The following is an 18,122-nucleotide window of genomic DNA, read 5'->3' on the forward strand; positions in this document are numbered from 1 at the left end:
CTCAACACCATTTGTGATCTACCAAAGACTTCTTGTGCTCGATCAGATGCTCGAACTCGTGACGGAAGTGTTTGGTAAAGCTACGAACCGGGAATACCGCAGCATCGGCCAGCGCACAAATGGTGCGGCCAGCCATGTTGTTGCCGACGGATTCCAGCAATTCCAGATCGCCCTGGCGGCCTTCGCCGTTGGCAATGCGGTGAATCACGCGATACAGCCAGCCGGTGCCTTCACGGCACGGGGTGCACTGACCGCAGGATTCTTCGTGATAGAAGTAGGCTAGGCGCTCCAGCGCCGTCACCATGCACACGTCTTCGTTCATCACGATCACCGCGCCGGAGCCGAGCATGGAGCCGGCTTTGGCGATGCTGTCGTAATCCATGGTCAGTTCCATCATCACGTCACCCGGCAGTACCGGCGCGGAGGAACCACCAGGAATCACGGCCTTCAGCTTTTTGCCGTCCTTCATGCCGCCGGCCATCTCCAGCAGATCCTTGAACGGGGTACCCAGCGGAATCTCGTAGTTGCCCGGACGATTCACGTGCCCGGAAATGGAGAACAGCTTGGTGCCACCGTTGTTCGGCTTGCCGGCATCCAGGAATTTCTGGCCGCCATCACGGATGATGAACGGTACCGAGGCAAACGATTCGGTGTTGTTGATGGTGGTCGGCTTGCCGTACAGGCCAAAGCTGGCCGGGAACGGCGGCTTGAAGCGCGGCTGGCCTTTTTTGCCTTCCAGCGACTCCAGCAGCGCAGTTTCCTCGCCACAGATGTAGGCACCGTAGCCATGATGGGCGAACAGGTCGAAACTGAAGTCGGTACCCAGGATGTTCTGTCCCAGGAAACCCGCCTTGCGGGCTTCTTCCAGTGCGGCTTCGAACAGCTCGTAGGCTTCGAAGATTTCGCCGTGGATGTAGTTGTAACCAGCCTTACAGCCCATGGCGTAACCCGCAATGATCATGCCTTCGATCAACGCATGCGGGTTATACAGCAGGATGTCGCGGTCCTTGAAGGTACCCGGCTCGCCCTCGTCGGTGTTGCACACCACGTATTTGTCGCCCGGGAAGGAACGCGGCATGAAGCTCCACTTCAGGCCGGTCGGGAAGCCAGCACCACCACGGCCGCGCAGACCGGAGCCCTTCACTTCCGCAATCACGTCTTCCTGGGGGATCTTGTTATCCAGGATCTTTTTCAGGGCCTGGTAACCACCACGCGCCATATAGGCATCGATGTGCCAGCAGTCCGGTGCAGCGGTGTCCACACCTTCAAAAATCACGCCTTTGACGAAGATAGCCATTATTCCAACTCCGCCAGTTTCTTATCGATGGCTTCAGGGGTCATGAAGCTGCACATCGAGTGGTTGTTCACCAGCAGCACCGGCGCATCACCACAGGCCCCCATGCACTCCCCTTCCAGCAGGGTGAACTTGCCATCGGCAGAGGTTTCGCCCAGGTGGATGCCCAGCTTCTTGCCGATGTAGTCGGCCGCATTCACGCCGCCACGCAGCGCACAGGGCAGGTTGGTGCAGACGGTGATCTTGTACTTACCCACCGGCTTCATGTCGTACATGTTGTAGAAAGTGGCGACTTCGTACGCAGCCACCGGCGCGATGCCGATATAGTTGGCCACGAATTCGATCACTTCCGAATTCAGGCAACGCTCTTCCGGCGTTGCACCTTGTTCACGGCGCTCGGTCAGTGCGATGCGCAGGGCGCCCATCACGGCAGAGCGAGCTTGATCGGCCGGATATTTCGCCAGTTCACGATCAATTTTTGCCAGGGATTCAGCGGATAGCATCAGCGGTCGATCTCCCCAAATACGATATCCTGGGTACCGATGATTGCCACCACGTCGGCAATCATGTGGCCGCGCGACATTTCATCCAGGGCTGCCAAGTGGGCATAGCCAGGAGCGCGGATTTTCAGACGGTACGGCTTGTTGGCGCCATCGGACACCAGATAGATACCGAACTCACCCTTCGGATGTTCTACCGCGGCGTAGGCTTCGCCTTCCGGCACATGCATGCCTTCGGTAAACAGCTTGAAGTGGTGGATCAGCTCTTCCATGTTCGACTTCATGCCTTCACGGCTCGGCGGAGCAAACTTGTAGTTCTCGGTGATGACCGGACCCGGATTGGCCTTCAGCCAAGCCACGCACTGCTGGACGATGCGGTTGGATTGGCGCATTTCTTCCATGCGCACCAAGTAGCGGTCGTAGCAGTCACCGGTCACACCCACCGGCACATCGAAGTCGACGCGGTCGTATACGTCATACGGCTGGGTCTTGCGCAGATCCCAGGCGATACCCGAACCACGCAGCATGGCACCGGTCAGGCCCAGATTCTTGGCACGCTCCGGCGATACCACGCCGATGCCAACGGTACGCTGCTTCCAGATACGGTTGTCGGTGAGCAGGGTCTCATACTCGTCGATCTTTTCCGGGAAGCGCTTGGTGAAGTCTTCAATGAAATCCAGCATGGTGCCCTGGCGGCCTTCATTGAGCTTGGCCAGTTCACGTGCATTCTTGATCTTGGAGACGGTGTACTGCGGCATGGAGTCCGGCAGATCACGATACACGCCGCCCGGACGGAAGTAGGCGGCATGCATACGGGCACCGGAAACAGCCTCGTAGCAGTCCATCAAATCTTCACGCTCGCGGAAGGCGTACAGGAACATGGTCATCGCCCCGATATCCAGCGCATGCGCGCCAATCCACAGCAAGTGGTTGAGGATACGGGTGACCTCGGCAAACATCACACGGATGTATTGCGCACGCAGCGGCACTTCGATGCCGGCCAGCTTTTCGATGGCCAGGCAGTAGGCGTGCTCGTTGCACATCATGGACACATAATCCAGACGATCCATGTACGGCAGCGACTGGATGAAGGTCTTGCTTTCGGCCAGCTTCTCGGTGCCGCGATGCAGCAGGCCAATGTGCGGGTCGGCACGCTGCACCACTTCACCGTCCAGTTCCAGCACCAGACGCAGCACACCGTGCGCGGCCGGGTGTTGCGGACCGAAGTTCAGCGTGTAGTTACGGATTTCAGCCACCGTAGTTCTCCTCGCGGATGATGCGCGGCGTGATTTCGCGCGGCTCGATGGTTACCGGCTGGTAGATAACGCGCTGTTGAGCGGCGTCATAACGCATTTCCACATGACCGGACAGCGGGAAGTCCTTGCGGAACGGATGGCCGACAAAGCCATAGTCGGTCAGCAGGCGGCGCAGGTCGGGGTGACCGTCAAACACGATACCGTACAGGTCGAACGCTTCACGCTCGAACCAGTTGGCCGCAGACCAGATGTCGACCACGGACGGCACCACCGGGAAGCTGTCATCTTCCGCAAAGATGCGCACGCGAATGCGCGCATTGTGCTTGAGCGACAGCAGGTGGTAGACCACGGCAAAACGCAGACCATCCCAGGGTTGGTCCTTGTATGCGCTGTAGTCCATGCCACAGACGTCGATGCATTGTTCGAACGACAGGGTGTCGTGGTCGCGCAGGGCGGTCATTACTGCCAGTGTATCGGCAGCCTTGCACACCACGGTCAGCTCATCCAGTGCGATCTTGGCGCTGACGAGCTTGTCGCCCAGCACCTCTTCAACCGCCGTCTTGAGCTTTTCCATTTTCACAGACATGGTGATACCTCAGCGGGCGATGGTATTAGTACGCTTGATCTTGTTCTGCAGCTGGATGATGCCGTACAGCAGCGCCTCGGCGGTCGGAGGACAGCCCGGAACATAGACATCCACCGGCACGATGCGGTCGCAGCCGCGCACGACAGAATAGGAGTAATGGTAGTAGCCACCACCGTTGGCACAGGAGCCCATGGAAATTACCCAGCGGGGCTCCGCCATCTGGTCATATACCTTGCGCAGGGCCGGAGCCATCTTGTTGCACAGGGTACCGGCCACGATCATCAGGTCGGACTGACGTGGACTGGGACGGAATACGATACCGAAACGATCCAGGTCATAACGCGCAGCACCGGCGTGCATCATCTCGACAGCACAGCAGGCCAAGCCGAAGGTCATCGGCCACAGGGAACCAGTACGAGTCCAGTTAATGAGTTTGTCCGCCGTGGTGGTGACAAACCCCTTTTCGAGAACGCCCTCTACTCCCATTCCAGAGCTCCTTTTTTCCACATGTATACGAAGCCAAGCGTCAGGACGGTGAGAAACTCCAGCATCACGCCGAAGCCATACACACCCAGTTCCTTGAACACAACGGCCCATGGGAACAGAAAGGCGATCTCCAGATCGAACAGGATGAAGAGAATGGCGATCAGATAGTAGCGAACGTCAAACTTCATCCGAGCGTCTTCGAAAGCTTCGAAGCCGCACTCGTAGGGAGACAGCTTTTCGGGATCAGGCCGATTGGGTGCCAACAGCCACCCCAGAACCAGCGGACCTACCCCGACCAGCAGGCCGACGATGACAAACAACAGAATGGGAAAGTAATTTTGCAGCATTTCCCGCACACCCCTAAAAGAAAGGAGGCCAAAGACCTCCTTAGACTCCAAACAAAACAGGCCACCGGAATCCCGGCGGCCTGTTTATTGAATGTGGTGCCGACAGTGAGACTCGAACTCACACAGCCTACGGCCACTACCCCCTCAAGATAGCGTGTCTACCAATTTCACCATGTCGGCAATACTCTAGATTGTTACTCCGGAATTACCTTGCCAGAGTTTTTATCCTTTGCTGCACCGCTCGGGATTTGCGGGGCAACATTTTCGACTGCCGTATCCATCACGCCAAGCTTGCTGGTAGCAGCAACATGCAAATAACTGATCAGCATCAACATCGAAAAGAATACGACTGCCGCCAACGCGGTAGCCCTACTCAGGAAATTTGCGGAACCAGTTGCACCAAACAGACTACCAGACGCACCACTACCAAAGGCTGCGCCCATATCTGCCCCCTTGCCATGCTGCATCAGGACAAGGACGATAATTGCCAGCGCAGAAACGATCAGCGCGACGAGTGCAAAAGTATTCAGAAGTTCCATATTATAAAGTCTTTTTAGCCGACTGACAAATCTTGCCAAACCCTTTAACTTCAAGAGAGGCCCCGCCAACTAAGGCTCCGCCTACACTTGCCAGCGACAGGATTGCGTCGGCGTTATCGGCTTTGACGCTTCCGCCATAGAGGACGCGAATACTAGCAGACGCCCCATGGCATTGCAACACGCGCTCCAGAATCAGCCGGTGCGCCTCGTCGATCTGCTCGATGCTGGCGACGCGACCGGTACCGATGGCCCATACAGGCTCGTATGCCACCACGTACTCCTTGCCGCTGATGGCGTCCAATGCCTGAAGCTGCTCGCCAACCACCTCGGCAAAACGGCCCGACTCGCGCTCTTGCAACGTTTCGCCCACGCAGTACACCGGCACCAGGCCGGCCGTCACCGCGGCCTGCAGTTTTTGACGCAAGCACGCGTCATCTTCGGCAAAGTACTGCCGCCGCTCGGAATGGCCGATCAACACATAGCGGCAGCCCATGTCCGCCAGCATGTCGGCGCTAACTTCACCGGTAAAGGCGCCATCGGCGGCATAGCGGCTGACATCCTGTGCCGCCACTGCCAACTGGCTGCCGGCAAACGCCGCGCCCAACTGGGCAAGATAAGGATAAGGCGCGGCAATGCCCACGCCGGCGCGGTTGATGTCTGCATCCGCCAGCATTGCCTGCAGCAATGCAAGGTTGGCCGCAAGACGACCATTCATTTTCCAATTGCCCAGCACCAGCTTGCCTTGCATCGCCCATCTCCATGTCTGTTCTTTTTACAGCCGCCGATTATAGCAGTTGCCCATAACTCGGGCCGCATGTGACGAACTGTAATATTTCTGAAACGCCAAGCCTCTAGCATCCGAACCGTCGAAACGCGTACTTCAACTTTCGGAGCAAGCATGAACTTCACTACTCGTTGGGCCGTTACCCTGGCAATGTCCGGTTTTGTTGTTGGCAATGCGGTGGCTGCTGATATCACTGGCGCTGGCGCTACCTTCCCGTACCCGCTGTACGCCAAATGGGCCGAAGCCTACAAGGCCAAGACCAACAACAACATGAACTACCAGTCGATCGGTTCCGGCGGTGGCATCAAGCAGATTCAGTCCAAAACCGTGGACTTCGGCGCATCCGACATGCCGCTGAAACCGGAAGAGCTGGAAAAAGCCGGCCTGACCCAATTCCCGACCGTGATCGGCGGCGTGGTACCCGTCGTTAACCTGCCGGGCATCGCTGCTGGCCAGCTGAAACTGACCGGCCCGCTGATCGCCGATATCTACCTGGGCAAGATCAGCAACTGGAACGATGCCGCCATCGCCAAGCTGAACCCGGGCGTGAAGCTGCCGGATCAGAAAATCACCGTAGTGCGTCGCTCCGACGGCTCCGGCACCACTTTCGTGTTCACCAACTACCTGTCCAAGGTTTCCCCGGAGTGGAGCAGCAGCATTGGCTCCAACACCGCAGTGAACTGGAAGACCGGTGTCGGCGGCAAGGGCAACGAAGGGGTGGCCAACTATGTAACCCGCATCAAGGGTTCCATCGGCTATGTTGAATATGCCTACGCCAAGCAGAACAAGATTGCCCACGCCGCGGTGCAAAACGCCGCCGGCACTTTTGTGCAGCCGGATGACAGCACCTTCAAGGCCGCAGCCGCCGGTGCCGACTGGGCCAAGACCCCGGGCTTCTACCTGATTCTGACCAACCAGCCGGGCAAGGACAGCTGGCCGATCTCCAGCGCCACCTTCATCCTGATGCACAAGAAGCAGGACAAGCCGGAACAAGGCGCCGAAGCGCTGAAGTTCTTCGACTGGGCCTACAGCAATGGTGACGCCACCGCCAGCCAACTGGACTACGTGCCGATGCCGAACAATGTAAAAGCCCTGATTCGCGGCAGCTGGAAGCAGATCACCAGCACCGCCGGCGCCCAGGTATGGAAGTAATTCGGCAGGCCTGACTGCCAGATAAGCCGGGGGCGCGAGCCTCCCGGCTTTTTACCTGCATTACCGCAAATGTGAGCAACATGGAAAACACCCAGAACGCCGCGCATCTCAAACGGCAGATGCTGCTTGACGCCCTGTTCCGCCTGCTGACCCGAAGCTTCGCCTTTCTGGTACTGGCGCTGCTGCTCGGCATCCTGCTGTCCCTGCTGATCGGCGCCCTGCCCAGCATCAAACACTTTGGCTGGGGTTTCCTGACCAGCAGCGACTGGGACCCAGTCGCGGAAAAATTTGGTGCCGTAGTGCCCATCTTCGGCACGCTGGTGACCTCTGTTATCGCACTGTTGATCGGTGTGCCGATCAGCTTTGGTATCGCCCTGTTCCTGACCGAGCTGTGCCCCCCGTTCCTCAAACGCCCGCTGGGTATCGCGGTGGAGCTGCTGGCCGGTATTCCTTCCATTATTTACGGCATGTGGGGGCTGTTTGTGTTTGCCCCGCTGTTCGGTGAATACGTACAACCCTGGGTGCTGGACAATATGGGCAACCTGCCGCTGGTCGGCTTCCTGTTCCAGGGTGCGCCGATGGGCATCGGCATGTTCACCGCCGGCCTGATCCTGGCCATCATGGTGATCCCCTTCATCGCCTCGGTAATGCGCGACGTGTTCGAAGTAGTCCCGCCGATGCTGAAGGAATCGGCCTATGGCCTGGGCGGCACCACCTGGGAGGTGGTACGCCACGTGGTATTGCCCTACACCAAGACCGGCGTGGTCGGCGGCATCATGCTCGGCCTTGGCCGCGCGCTGGGCGAAACCATGGCGGTCACCTTCGTGATCGGCAACTCGTCCAACTTCTCCACCGGCCTGTTCGATGCCGGCAACTCCATTGCCTCCACCCTGGCCAACGAATTTGCCGAAGCCAATGGTGAGCTGTACCTGGGATCGCTGATTGAACTCGGCCTGATTCTGTTCTTTATTACTTTTGTCGTGCTGGCCTGCTCCAAGCTGCTGTTGCTGCGCTTGAAGAAGCAGGAAGGCCGCGCATCCTGAGGACGCAACATGACGACCAATGTTGCCCGCACTGACAAGGCAAGCAAGCCCATGGCAAGTCAAGCCCACCGCAGCCGCGCGATTTATGCCCGCCGCCGGTTGATCAACAACTTCAATATGCTGGGCGCCACTCTGGCCATGGCCTTCGGCCTGTTCTGGCTGCTGTGGATCCTGTGGACGCTGCTGCAATACGGCCTTTCCGGCCTGTCGGTAGACGTGTTCACCAAGATTACACCGCCACCCGGCTCCAGCGGTGGCCTGGCCAACGCCATTGCCGGCTCGCTGCAGATGACCTTCTTCGGCACGATGATCGGCACACCGATCGGCATCATGGCTGGCATCTACCTGGCCGAATTCGGCGATCGCGGCTGGTTGGCACCCGCCACCCGTTTCATCAACGACATCCTGCTGTCGGCTCCGTCCATCGTGATCGGGCTGTTCATCTACGAGGTGTATGTGATTTCGGTGGGCCACTTCTCCGGCTGGGCCGGCTCGCTGGCGCTAGCGTTGCTGGTGATCCCGGTAGTGGTTCGCACCACCGAGAACATGCTGCGGCTGGTACCGGGCAGCCTGCGCGAAGCGGCCTTCGCACTGGGCGCACCACAGTGGAAAGTCACCCTGTTCGTGACCCTGCGCGCCGCCAAGTCCGGCGTCATCACCGGCATTCTGCTGGCGGTGGCACGTATCTCCGGCGAAACCGCTCCGCTGCTGTTCACTGCGCTCAACAACCAGTTCTGGAGCAATATGAACCAGCCGATGGCCAACCTGCCGATCGTGATCTTCCAGTTCGCCATGAGTCCATACGAAGACTGGCATCAACTGGCGTGGGCAGGCTCCATCCTGATCACCTTCAGCGTACTGACCCTCAACATCGTTGCCCGCTGGCTTGGTAGCCAGAAATCGCAATCTCATTAAGGCTTGGCGACCCATGACCACTAACGATATCAAGCTCCAGGTAAAGAACCTGAACTTCTACTACGGCAAGTTCCACGCGCTGAAGAACATCAATCTGGACATTCCCGCCGGCAAGGTTACCGCCTTCATCGGTCCGTCCGGCTGCGGCAAATCCACCCTGCTGCGCACCCTGAACCGCATGTTCGAGCTGTACCCGGGCATGCGCGCCGAGGGCGAGATTCTGTTTGACGGCAGCAACCTGCTGGCCAAGAGCGTGGACGTGAACATGCTGCGCGCCAAGGTCGGCATGGTGTTCCAGAAGCCGACGCCATTCCCGATGTCGATCTACGACAACATCACCTTCGGCGTGAAACTGTATGAAAACCTGTCGCGCGCCGAGATGGACGACCGCGTGGAATGGGCACTGCGCAAGGCCGCGCTGTGGGGCGAGGTGAAAGACAAGCTCAAGCAATCCGGCAACTCGCTGTCCGGCGGCCAACAGCAACGGCTGTGCATCGCCCGTGCCGTGGCCACCCGCCCGGAAGTGCTGCTGCTGGACGAGCCGACCTCGGCGCTGGATCCGATCTCCACCGGCCACATCGAAGAGCTGATCCATGAGCTGAAACAGGATTACACCATCGCCATCGTCACCCACAACATGCAGCAGGCGGCGCGGGTGTCGGACTACACCGCCTACATGTACCTGGGCGAACTGATGGAATTCGGCGATACCGACAACATCTTCACCGCGCCCAAGCGCAAAGAGACCGAAGACTACATTACCGGTAAATTCGGCTAATATTACGGTTATATTACAAAGCCCTTACGGTTTGCGCCGCAAGGGCTTTTTCCTTTTTGCATCAAATACCTACAACGACCCCAAATACCCTTTTGTCAAGCCTGACACCGGCATTTGGCACAAGTTTTCGACATCACACAAAAAGTTTATTACAAGCTCTTGACGTGTCATGTTACAGCCCCAAGAATCCCGGCTTTCCCCAATAACCACAGCCAAAATCATGCTGGAATTGCTCTCGGGCCTCGATACCTCTCTTGCGGTCGTGCTGGTCCTCTCCGTCGGCTTCGTACTGGCCTTCGAATTCATCAACGGTTTCCACGACACCGCCAACGCGGTGGCCACCGTCATCTACACCCAGTCGATGAAGCCGCAGACCGCCGTGCTGCTGTCCGGTTTCTTCAACTTCCTGGGCGTGTTCTTCGGCGGCCTAGCCGTGGCCTATGCCATCGTGAACCTGATCCCCACCGAGATGCTGCTGCACATCCAGTCCACCCAGGGCATGGTGATGGTGTTCGCCCTGCTCTCCTCCGCCATCCTGTGGAACCTGGGCACCTGGTACTTCGGCATTCCGGCCTCCAGCTCGCACACCCTGATCGGCTCCATTCTGGGCGTCGGCATCGGCAACGCGCTGCTCACCGGCGACTCCATCGCCAACGGCATCAACTGGAGCAAGGCCATCGACGTGTTCCTGTCGCTGTTCGTGTCGCCGCTGTTCGGCGCCGGCCTGGCCGGCCTGATGCTGTTCGCGCTGCTGAAAATCCGCCCGCTGAGCAACATCCACAAGTCGCCGTTCCAGCGCCAGCAGATCGAAGGCCGCAAGCACCCGCCGTTCTGGGCACGTTTCATGCTGATCGTGTCCTCGATGGGCATGAGCTTCACCCACGGCTCCAACGACGGCCAGAAGGGTGTCGGCATGGTGATGCTGGTGCTGATCGCGCTGGCCCCGGCACAGTTCGTGGTGAACCTGGACGCCGAACCGCTGCAGATCGAGCACACCAAGATCGCCGCGGTACAGCTGAAGGAAATGTACCAGCGCAACCAGAGCATCATCGATGCCAAGTACCCGGCTGGCGGCAACCACACCTGCGAAGTAAACAAGGTGGTGGCCGAGAGCGGCGCGCTACTGTCTGCCATCGGCGATGCCAAGACCCTGCAGCAACTGCCGGAAAACGCCCGCGCAGACGTGCGCACCCAGCTGATCTGCCTGGCCGATGCGGCCAAGAAGATCAGCAAGGTGCCGAGCATCAGCGAAGTTGACCAGAAACAGCTGAAGGGCCTGCAGAAAGACCTGGCCGCCACCACCGAATACGCCCCGACCTGGGTAATCGTCGCCGTGGCACTGGCCATCGGCATGGGCACCATGGTGGGCTGGAAGCGCGTGGTGCATACCATCGGCGAGAAGATCGGCAAGCAGGACATGACCTACGCTCAGGGCATGGCGGCGCAGACCATGTCGGCGGCCTCCATCGGTCTAGCCAGCCTGATCGGCGCACCGGTGTCCACCACCCAGATCCTGTCCAGTGCCGTAGCCGGCACCATGCTGGTGAACCGCGCCGGCATTCACTTCTCCACCGTGAAAACCATCGCGCTGACCTGGGTGCTGACCCTGCCGGTGAGCATGGGTCTGGCCATCGGCCTGTACTACGCCGGGGTGAAGCTGTTCGTGTAAGCACGACTGCACAAACAACAAGGGCTGCCACTGGCAGCCCTTGTTCATATGTAAAGGTTGGCCGCATGCGGCCAACCTTACGCCTTGAGGAAGTGCTCGCGCCCGGCCAGCCAGCGTGTCAGGTGCGCATGGGCCTGCTGCGGCCAACGTTGCAGCAGCTGCGGCGCCAGCTGGCGGGCAGCCTCCAGCAGTTCGATGTCCGCTTCCAAGTCGGCAAAGCGCAGCATCGGCAGCCCGCTCTGCCGTGCGCCGAGGAATTCGCCGGGGCCGCGGATGTTCAGGTCCTGACGTGCGATCTCGAAGCCGTCGGTGTTCTCGTAGATCACCTTCAGCCGCGCCTTGGCCAGCTCCGACAGCGGCGTTTCGAACAGCAGCACGCAGGTGGACTTGGCGGCGCCGCGCCCTACCCGGCCGCGCAGCTGGTGCAGCTGCGCCAGCCCCATGCGTTCGGCGTGCTCGATCACCATCAGGCTGGCATTGGGCACGTCCACACCGACTTCGATCACCGTGGTCGCCACCAGGATATGCAGCTCGCCGGCGGCGAACTGCGCCATCACCGCGGCCTTTTCCGCCGCCTTCATGCGGCCGTGCACCAGGCCGATACCCCACTGCGGCAGATCCTGTTGCAGCACCACGTGGGTATCCACCGCGGTCTGCAGCTGCAGCGCCTCTGATTCCTCGATCAGCGGACACACCCAGTACACCTGGTTGCCTTCGCCGCAGGTCTTGTTGACATAGGCCACCACCGCGTCGCGGCGCTCGGCGCTGATCAGCTTGGTGACAATGGGGGTGCGCCCCGGCGGCAGCTCGTCGATCACCGACACATCCAGATCGGCGTAGAAGCTCATCGCCAGCGTGCGCGGAATCGGCGTCGCCGACATCATCAGCTGGTGCGGCTCGGCCCCCTTCTGCTGCAGCGCCAGCCGCTGACCGACGCCAAAGCGGTGCTGCTCGTCGACAATCACCAGCCCCAGCCGTTCGAACGCCACATCGTCCTGGAACAGCGCGTGGGTGCCCACCGCCAGCCGCGCCGCGCCGCTGGCGATGCTGGCGGTCATCTCGCCGCGCGCCTTCTTGCGCAGGCTGCCGGACAGCCAGGCTACCTCGATGCCCAGCGGTGCCAGCCAGGCGGACAGTTTCAGATAATGCTGCTCGGCCAGAATCTCGGTCGGCGCCATCAGCGCCACCTGGAAACCGGCCTCGATCGCCGCCAGCGCGCTCATCGCCGCCACCACGGTCTTGCCGCTGCCGACGTCGCCCTGCAGCAGACGGTTCATCGGGTGCGGCAGCGCCAGGTCGGCGGTGATCTCGGCCAACACTTTCTGCTGCGCACCGGTCAGTGCGAAAGGCAGGTTGGCCGCAAGCCGCTGGCGCAGACTGCCGTCGCCCTGGATCACCGGCGCGGTGCCTTCGCGCCGCGCACGGTAGGCCAGCCGCATCGACAGCTGCTGCGCCAGCAGCTCGTCGAACTTCAGCCGCTGCCAGGCCGGCAGGTTGCCGTCGGTGAGCTGGGTGGCGGAATATTCCGGCCCCGGCCGGTGCAGCAGCTGTACCGCGTCGGCAAACGGCATCAGCCCCAGACTGCGCCGCACCTCGTCCGGCAGTGTCTCCGGCAGCGGCAAGGCTTTCAGTTCGGCGTGCACCAGCCGGCGCAGCACCGGCTGGGTCAAGCCATTCACCGTCGGGTACACCGGGGTGAGGCTGTCGGCCAGCGCCTCGCCCTCGCGCACGCTGCGCAGCTTGGGGTGCACCATCTCGTCGCCGAAGAAGCCGCGGCGGATCTCGCCCAGTGCGCGTACGCGACTACCGACGGCCAGCGCCTGCTGAGTATTGGGGTAGAAATGGATGAAGCGCAGCACCAGCTTGCCGGACTTGTCCTCGATCTGCGCCACCAGCTGGCGGCGCGGGCGGAACTGCACCTCGCACTTTGTCACCTCGCCTTCCACCAGCACCGCCTGGCCATACGGCGCCTGCGCGATGGGATAGAGATGGGTTTCGTCCTCGTAACGCAGCGGCAGGTGCAGCACCAGATCGAAGCGGCGGCGGATGCCCAGCTTCTCCAGTTTCTTGGCGGTGGCGGCCGGCGCCGCGGGCGGCTGGCTGGCGATGTCGACGGGATGGTTCATGCCTGCGATTGTACCTAAGCCAAAAGCAAACGGGACGGCAGCTGCCGTCCCGTTTAGTAGCAAGGTTGGCCGCGGCCAACCTGTAACCGGTATTACTGGCGTTCCCACACCTGAGTGCGGCCCAGCAACGAGATACCGAGGAAGCCGCGCACTTCCAGCTTCTTGCCGCCTTCCACCAGCTTGGCCTTGGCGCTGTACACCTTGCCGGATTTGGGATCGAGAATCTTGCCGTTTTCCCAGGCGTCGCCGTCTTTTTTCAGGCCGGTCATGATGGTCAGACCGACGATGGGCTTGCCCTTCAGCGCGCCGTCGCACTTGTCGCACACCGCATCCGGATTGTTGAACAGCTTGATCACCTTGCCGCTCAGCTCGCCGTTGGCCGCTTCGCTGATTTCCACCAGCGACTTGGGCTGATGGGTTTCGTCGTCAATGGTTTTCCAGGTACCGCCGGCGCCCACTGCCAGTGCAGCCTGGGCCGCCAGGGTCAGCGCGGAAACAGCAGCCAGTTTTGCCAGTGCTTTCATGTGTATCTCCCTCGTATTGTGTCTGGCGTGGGCACCCCTCATGCCTTTTTCAAACGCCAGTTTGGTGCTACGGCTCTAGCCGTAATGCGCAAAATTATCAGCCACTTGCGGCAGCGTCAACGGTTGTCGCCGTCACCATGCCGCTTTGCAGCCAGGCAGCCCAATCCGGGCGGCCATTGCGCGCCGCCTGGGCGGCGGCCGCATGCCAGTCGTAGGCGATGCGCAACAGCTGCAGCTGCCAGCCGCCGGCCACCCGCTCGGCTATCGCATAACTGGCATGCGGGGCACCGGTCTGCACCCGGTGATAGCCGCCATCGCTGTCGTCGTAAGCCGGCAGCCCGACGCTGCCCGGATTGAGCAGCAGCGGTCCGCCCGGCAGCTGCAGCAGGCGCGGCAGGTGGCTGTGGCCGCACAACACCAGCGTGGCAGTGGTCTGGCCCAGCCGCTGCGCCACGGTTTGCTGGCTGGCCGGCACCAGGTTGGCCGCCACGATGTCGTCCAGCAGATACTGCAAATCCGTCTGCGGCGTGCCGTGGGTCAACTGCACGTCGCCCAGCCGCAATGCCGTGGGCAGCGCGGCCAGCCAGGCACGCTGCAGCGGCGAGGTCTGCGCATAGGCGTACTGGTCCGACGGCCCGCCGGGCTTGCTCTGGCAAGCCAGCAGCTGACGCTCGTGGTTGCCAGCGATGGTGGGCAGGTTCAGCCCCATCAGCAGGTCGGCAGTTTCCGCCGGCCACAACGGCCCGGACAGGATGTCGCCCAGGTTCACCGCATGGCTGACACCGCGGCCGTGCATGTCGGCCAGCACCGCCTGCAGCGCCGGCAGGTTGCCGTGGATGTCGGACAGCACTGCAAAACGGTCTGGCAGCATGGCTATTCCCTCAATGAAAAAGCGGCCAAAGGCCGCTTGATTGTGGAAAGCTCCGCCGCTCAGGGCAAGTGGAATGTACCGTCGCCCAGCAGCTGCACCTTGCCACCCACCTGCACCGTGCCATCGGCCGCCACCTCCAGGTACAGCACATTGGGACGCTGGATCACTGCGCCCTGCTCGATGCGCCACGACAGTGGCGCCAGCCCGTTCAGCGCGCACCAGCCGCCCAGGTTGGCGCAGGCGCTGCCGGTGCCCGGATCCTCGATGATGGCGCCCTGCTGCTCGAAAAACAGCCGCACGGTGGCGATGTTGTCTGCCACATGCCACAGGTAGGCGATGCTGCGCCCCGGGTACAGCGTGGCATGATGCACGAACAGCTCGGGCCGCGGCTGCGCCGCCAGCACCGCCTCGCGGCTGGCAAGGCGGATCAGCAGCTGTTCGCTGCCGGCATTCACCCACATCGGCTCGGCGGCAATGTCAGCCGCGCCGAGGCCCAGCATGGCGGCGGCATCGGTGGTGGCAAGGTTGGCCGCACGCTGGCTGGCCGCCACCGCGGTGAGGCGGAACACGCCATCCTGCCGGCGGATCGGGATCAGCCCGGCGCGGGTGCGCAGCGTGAAGCTGTCGCCCAGCCCGTGCAGCGCCTGCAGCACCGCGGCGCTGCCGATGGTGGGGTGGCCGGCGAACGGCAGTTCATAACTGGGGGTAAAGATGCGCAGACTGGCGGCGGCCTCGGCATCGCCCGGCAGCAGGAACACCGTTTCCGATAGATTGAACTGCCGCGCGATCAGCTGCATGTCGTCGTCCGACAGCCCTTCGGCGGCGGTGAACACCGCCAGCGGGTTGCCGCCGAAACGGCTTTCGGCAAACACATTGACGATCTGGTAAGCGTACCTGCTGGTCATGCCACACTCCTTGTCCTGGTCTGCGACGGATAAACCGGCATTAGGCCATGCCATTGGCACGCCAAAAAAGGCCCCCGCGGCAAACAGATTGTTTTTCCGATGACGGCAATGGCGACAGTTGCCACTACTGAATATTGGATACGGTACCCAATATTATTTTGTTACAATTTGTGTGCTCGTGTTTGCGCGGCCATCCCGTCTGATTGTTCTGCCGTTTCCGAATCGTCTTGCAGTTGGCCGCACACCGGCCTGTCACGCGTCATGCGGACAGCAAACCAATAACGATAGCAACGTGGAACCGAAATGCAGCAGAACCCGACTCTTCTCAACAAGATCATGAACGGCAGCATCGTGCTGCAGATCCTGATCGGCATGCTGGCCGGTATCGCCGTGGCCAGTTTCTCCCCCGACACCGCGCAATCGCTGACCTTCCTCGGCAGCCTGTTCGTCAAAGGCCTGAAAGCCGTGGCGCCGGTACTGGTGTTCGTGCTGGTGGCCAGCGCCATTGCCAGCAAGAAGCAAGGCGTACAGACCAATATGCGCCCGGTACTGACGCTGTACCTGCTGGGCACGTTCCTGGCCGCCGTCACCGGCGTACTGGCCAGCTTTGCCTTCCCGATCACCCTGAAACTGGTTGCCGCCGCCGGCAGCACCACGCCGCCCAGCGGCATCGGCCAGGTGCTGAACAACCTGGTGTTCCAGATTGTGGATAACCCGGTCAACGCCATTGCCACCGGCAACTACATCGGCATCCTGACCTGGGCCGTGGCACTGGGCATGGCCCTGCACCACGCCAGCGACAGCACCAAGACCCTGCTGAACGAGCTGGCCGACGGCGTATCGCGCATCGTCGGCGTCATCATCCGTTTTGCTCCGGTAGGCGTGTTCGGCCTGGTGGCCGAATCGGTGGCCACCACCGGCCTGTCCGCGCTGCTGGGCTACAGCCAGCTGCTGCTGGTGCTGGTGGGCGCCATGCTGTTCATCGCGCTGGTGGTCAACCCGCTGATCGTCGGCCTGACCATCCGCCGCAATCCGTTCCCGCTGGTATTCACCTGCCTGCGCGAAAGCGGCATCACCGCCTTCTTCACCCGCAGCTCGGCGGCCAACATCCCGGTGAACATGAACCTGTGCAAGAAGCTGGGGCTGAATGAAGACACCTACTCGGTCTCCATCCCGCTGGGCGCCACCATCAATATGGCCGGTGCCGCCATCACCATCTCGGTGCTGAGCCTGGCCGCAGTGCATACCCTGGGCATCACCGTGGATCTGCCCACCGCGCTGCTGCTGTCGGTGGTGTCCACCATCGCCGCCTGCGGCGCCTCCGGCGTGGCCGGCGGCTCGCTGCTGCTGATCCCGATGGCGTGCAGCCTGTTCGGCATCAGCAACGACGTGGCGATGCAGGTGGTGGCCGTCGGCTTCATCATCGGCGTGGTGCAGGACTCCGCCGAAACCGCGCTCAACAGTTCCACCGACGTGCTGTTCACCGCCGCTGCCTGCATTGCCGCCGGCGATGTGGTCGATGCCGAACCGCGTCTGGCCAGCAACGAAATCTGATTCAGCCCGGCCACCCCGGCCAGCAAAAAAGGCACCCCGCGGGGTGCCTTTTTTAGTTGCGGCGCGCTTACTGCGCCGTGGGCCGCTGCAACAGCAGCAAGCGCAACGCCAGCGCCGCCAGCACCAGCGCCAGCGTGCGCCCCTGCCAGACGGCAAAGCGCGGCGCCGCGGCCAGCCGCCGCCCGATCACCCCGCTGCCGTGCGCCAGGACGATATTGAACAACAGCCCCACCAGCGACAGGATCACCCCCAGCAACACCACCTGCTGTGCCACCGCGCCGCGGGCGGCATCGACAAACTGCGGCAGGAACACCATGAAAAACAGCAGCGCCTTGGGGTTGAGCAGGCTGTTGAGCATCGCCATGCGCACCACCTGGCGGTAGCTGCGCTGCGGTGGCCGGCTCAATGCCGCCATGCCGCCGCTGCGCCACGCCTGCCACGCCAGCCAGCCCAGGTACAGCGCGCCGGCGAGGCGCAGCAGGTCGAACATCGGCGGCCAGGCGGCCAACATGGCGGTGATGCCGCTGGCGGTCAGCAGCGTCAGTACCACATCGGCCAGCGCGATACCCAGCGCCACCGCGTAGCCGCCGCCCGGCCCCATGCTGGCACTGTGCGACAGCAGAAACGCCATATTCGGCCCCGGCGACAGGAACAGCATCAGCACGGTCATCAGGAACAACAGCAGCGTGGATTCGGCAATCATGGCAGGCTCCTTGGCAATGCAGGCCAGTGTAACTGCATGCTGGCAGCAGGCCGAGCCGGCAGCGGAAACAGTCTGTTTTGCCAAGCCGCG

Annotated in this window: 19 protein-coding genes and 1 tRNA gene; 6 read left to right on the top strand and 14 right to left on the bottom strand. The window is 61.5% G+C overall.

The window, feature by feature from the left end:
* Position 1: 1 nt before the first annotated feature.
* From nuoF to tpiA, 9 genes are all read right to left on the bottom strand, one after another.
* On the bottom strand, positions 2-1,297 hold the full coding sequence (nuoF, locus tag ABNW52_RS12975; protein WP_349588503.1) for an NADH-quinone oxidoreductase subunit NuoF: 1,296 nt from the start codon (positions 1,295-1,297) through the stop codon (positions 2-4).
* Positions 1,297-1,797 (bottom strand): NADH-quinone oxidoreductase subunit NuoE, encoded by a 501-nt coding sequence (nuoE, locus tag ABNW52_RS12980; protein ID WP_349588505.1) that lies wholly within the window; start codon positions 1,795-1,797, stop codon positions 1,297-1,299. Before nuoE ends, nuoF begins: the two co-directional genes overlap by 1 nt.
* Positions 1,797-3,050, bottom strand: a complete 1,254-nt coding sequence (locus ABNW52_RS12985) for an NADH-quinone oxidoreductase subunit D (protein WP_349588507.1) — start codon at positions 3,048-3,050, stop codon at positions 1,797-1,799. The genes nuoE and ABNW52_RS12985 overlap by 1 nt, the downstream gene beginning before the upstream one ends.
* Positions 3,043-3,624: an NADH-quinone oxidoreductase subunit C gene (locus ABNW52_RS12990; RefSeq protein ID WP_386107975.1), complete on the bottom strand. Its 582-nt coding sequence runs from the start codon at positions 3,622-3,624 to the stop codon at positions 3,043-3,045. The genes ABNW52_RS12985 and ABNW52_RS12990 overlap by 8 nt, the downstream gene beginning before the upstream one ends.
* Before the next feature lie 21 nt (positions 3,625-3,645).
* Positions 3,646-4,122, bottom strand: a complete 477-nt coding sequence (locus ABNW52_RS12995; protein ID WP_047966924.1) for a NuoB/complex I 20 kDa subunit family protein — start codon at positions 4,120-4,122, stop codon at positions 3,646-3,648.
* Positions 4,113-4,469 carry an NADH-quinone oxidoreductase subunit A gene (locus ABNW52_RS13000; protein WP_349588513.1) on the bottom strand — a complete coding sequence of 119 codons (357 nt, stop codon included), beginning with the start codon at positions 4,467-4,469 and terminating at the stop codon, positions 4,113-4,115. The genes ABNW52_RS12995 and ABNW52_RS13000 overlap by 10 nt, the downstream gene beginning before the upstream one ends.
* 94 nt (positions 4,470-4,563) lie before the next feature.
* Positions 4,564-4,649, bottom strand: a tRNA-Leu gene (locus ABNW52_RS13005).
* Positions 4,650-4,663: 14 nt separating this feature from the next.
* Complete coding sequence (gene secG, locus ABNW52_RS13010; RefSeq protein ID WP_349588516.1) at positions 4,664-5,008, bottom strand: preprotein translocase subunit SecG; 345 nt, start codon at positions 5,006-5,008, stop codon at positions 4,664-4,666.
* Between the two features lies 1 nt (position 5,009).
* Positions 5,010-5,756: a triose-phosphate isomerase gene (gene tpiA / locus ABNW52_RS13015; RefSeq protein WP_349588518.1), complete on the bottom strand. Its 747-nt coding sequence runs from the start codon at positions 5,754-5,756 to the stop codon at positions 5,010-5,012.
* A gap of 150 nt (positions 5,757-5,906) precedes the next feature.
* Here tpiA and pstS point away from each other — a divergent pair, with 150 nt between their 5' ends.
* From pstS to ABNW52_RS13040, 5 genes are all read left to right on the top strand, one after another.
* Positions 5,907-6,944 (top strand): phosphate ABC transporter substrate-binding protein PstS, encoded by a 1,038-nt coding sequence (gene pstS / locus ABNW52_RS13020; RefSeq protein WP_349588520.1) that lies wholly within the window; start codon positions 5,907-5,909, stop codon positions 6,942-6,944.
* Between the two features lie 80 nt (positions 6,945-7,024).
* Positions 7,025-7,987: a phosphate ABC transporter permease subunit PstC gene (gene pstC / locus ABNW52_RS13025; RefSeq protein WP_349588523.1), complete on the top strand. Its 963-nt coding sequence runs from the start codon at positions 7,025-7,027 to the stop codon at positions 7,985-7,987.
* Positions 7,988-8,038: 51 nt separating this feature from the next.
* The gene (gene pstA / locus ABNW52_RS13030; RefSeq protein WP_349588525.1) at positions 8,039-8,902 is read left to right on the top strand and encodes a phosphate ABC transporter permease PstA; all 864 of its coding nucleotides are present in this window, start codon (positions 8,039-8,041) and stop codon (positions 8,900-8,902) included.
* Between the two features lie 13 nt (positions 8,903-8,915).
* On the top strand, positions 8,916-9,680 hold the full coding sequence (gene pstB, locus ABNW52_RS13035; protein WP_349588527.1) for a phosphate ABC transporter ATP-binding protein PstB: 765 nt from the start codon (positions 8,916-8,918) through the stop codon (positions 9,678-9,680).
* A 220-nt stretch (positions 9,681-9,900) separates the two neighbouring features.
* A complete protein-coding gene (locus tag ABNW52_RS13040; RefSeq protein ID WP_349588530.1) occupies positions 9,901-11,349 on the top strand; it encodes an inorganic phosphate transporter in 1,449 nt (482 codons plus the stop codon).
* 77 nt (positions 11,350-11,426) lie between these two features.
* On the opposite strand, the gene recG is transcribed toward ABNW52_RS13040, so the two are convergent.
* The 4 genes from recG to ABNW52_RS13060 all read right to left on the bottom strand — a co-directional run bounded on the left by recG (position 11,427) and on the right by ABNW52_RS13060 (position 15,775).
* Positions 11,427-13,475 carry an ATP-dependent DNA helicase RecG gene (gene recG, locus ABNW52_RS13045; protein ID WP_349588533.1) on the bottom strand — a complete coding sequence of 683 codons (2,049 nt, stop codon included), beginning with the start codon at positions 13,473-13,475 and terminating at the stop codon, positions 11,427-11,429.
* Positions 13,476-13,567: 92 nt separating this feature from the next.
* Positions 13,568-13,999 carry a DUF2147 domain-containing protein gene (locus tag ABNW52_RS13050; protein WP_349588535.1) on the bottom strand — a complete coding sequence of 144 codons (432 nt, stop codon included), beginning with the start codon at positions 13,997-13,999 and terminating at the stop codon, positions 13,568-13,570.
* 97 nt (positions 14,000-14,096) lie between these two features.
* A complete protein-coding gene (locus tag ABNW52_RS13055) occupies positions 14,097-14,870 on the bottom strand; it encodes a metallophosphoesterase family protein (RefSeq protein ID WP_349588537.1) in 774 nt (257 codons plus the stop codon).
* Positions 14,871-14,929: 59 nt separating this feature from the next.
* Entirely contained in the window at positions 14,930-15,775 is an 846-nt protein-coding gene (locus tag ABNW52_RS13060) for a PhzF family phenazine biosynthesis protein (RefSeq protein ID WP_349588540.1), read from the bottom strand.
* A 303-nt stretch (positions 15,776-16,078) separates the two neighbouring features.
* On the opposite strand from ABNW52_RS13060, the gene sstT reads away from it, so the two are divergent.
* Positions 16,079-17,329, top strand: coding sequence for a serine/threonine transporter SstT (sstT, locus tag ABNW52_RS13065; protein ID WP_349588542.1), 1,251 nt, complete (start codon positions 16,079-16,081; stop codon positions 17,327-17,329).
* 67 nt (positions 17,330-17,396) lie between these two features.
* Here sstT and ABNW52_RS13070 read toward each other — a convergent pair whose 3' ends face one another.
* The gene (locus tag ABNW52_RS13070) at positions 17,397-18,032 is read right to left on the bottom strand and encodes a LysE family translocator (protein ID WP_349588544.1); all 636 of its coding nucleotides are present in this window, start codon (positions 18,030-18,032) and stop codon (positions 17,397-17,399) included.
* Positions 18,033-18,122 lie beyond the last annotated feature (90 nt).

It is taken from the genome of Vogesella oryzagri, from assembly GCF_040148885.1.
In the GTDB taxonomy this organism is placed as follows: domain Bacteria; phylum Pseudomonadota; class Gammaproteobacteria; order Burkholderiales; family Chromobacteriaceae; genus Vogesella; species Vogesella oryzagri.

Excerpts from the sequence above, each read along its gene's own strand:
- ABNW52_RS12995 (WP_047966924.1), bottom strand. The coding sequence starts at position 4,122 with ATGGGAGTAGAGGGCGTTCTCGAAAAGGGGTTTGTCACCACCACGGCG.
- recG (WP_349588533.1), bottom strand. The coding sequence starts at position 13,475 with ATGAACCATCCCGTCGACATCGCCAGCCAGCCGCCCGCGGCGCCGGCC.
- pstA (WP_349588525.1), top strand. The coding sequence starts at position 8,039 with ATGGCAAGTCAAGCCCACCGCAGCCGCGCGATTTATGCCCGCCGCCGG.
- pstB (WP_349588527.1), top strand. The coding sequence starts at position 8,916 with ATGACCACTAACGATATCAAGCTCCAGGTAAAGAACCTGAACTTCTAC.
- sstT (WP_349588542.1), top strand. The coding sequence starts at position 16,079 with ATGCAGCAGAACCCGACTCTTCTCAACAAGATCATGAACGGCAGCATC.
- tpiA (WP_349588518.1), bottom strand. The coding sequence starts at position 5,756 with ATGCAAGGCAAGCTGGTGCTGGGCAATTGGAAAATGAATGGTCGTCTT.
- pstC (WP_349588523.1), top strand. The coding sequence starts at position 7,025 with ATGGAAAACACCCAGAACGCCGCGCATCTCAAACGGCAGATGCTGCTT.
- ABNW52_RS13055 (WP_349588537.1), bottom strand. The coding sequence starts at position 14,870 with ATGCTGCCAGACCGTTTTGCAGTGCTGTCCGACATCCACGGCAACCTG.
- ABNW52_RS13040 (WP_349588530.1), top strand. The coding sequence starts at position 9,901 with ATGCTGGAATTGCTCTCGGGCCTCGATACCTCTCTTGCGGTCGTGCTG.
- pstS (WP_349588520.1), top strand. The coding sequence starts at position 5,907 with ATGAACTTCACTACTCGTTGGGCCGTTACCCTGGCAATGTCCGGTTTT.
- nuoE (WP_349588505.1), bottom strand. The coding sequence starts at position 1,797 with ATGCTATCCGCTGAATCCCTGGCAAAAATTGATCGTGAACTGGCGAAA.
- ABNW52_RS13060 (WP_349588540.1), bottom strand. The coding sequence starts at position 15,775 with ATGACCAGCAGGTACGCTTACCAGATCGTCAATGTGTTTGCCGAAAGC.
- secG (WP_349588516.1), bottom strand. The coding sequence starts at position 5,008 with ATGGAACTTCTGAATACTTTTGCACTCGTCGCGCTGATCGTTTCTGCG.
- nuoF (WP_349588503.1), bottom strand. The coding sequence starts at position 1,297 with ATGGCTATCTTCGTCAAAGGCGTGATTTTTGAAGGTGTGGACACCGCT.
- ABNW52_RS13000 (WP_349588513.1), bottom strand. The coding sequence starts at position 4,469 with ATGCTGCAAAATTACTTTCCCATTCTGTTGTTTGTCATCGTCGGCCTG.
- ABNW52_RS12990 (WP_386107975.1), bottom strand. The coding sequence starts at position 3,624 with ATGGAAAAGCTCAAGACGGCGGTTGAAGAGGTGCTGGGCGACAAGCTC.
- ABNW52_RS13050 (WP_349588535.1), bottom strand. The coding sequence starts at position 13,999 with ATGAAAGCACTGGCAAAACTGGCTGCTGTTTCCGCGCTGACCCTGGCG.
- ABNW52_RS13070 (WP_349588544.1), bottom strand. The coding sequence starts at position 18,032 with ATGATTGCCGAATCCACGCTGCTGTTGTTCCTGATGACCGTGCTGATG.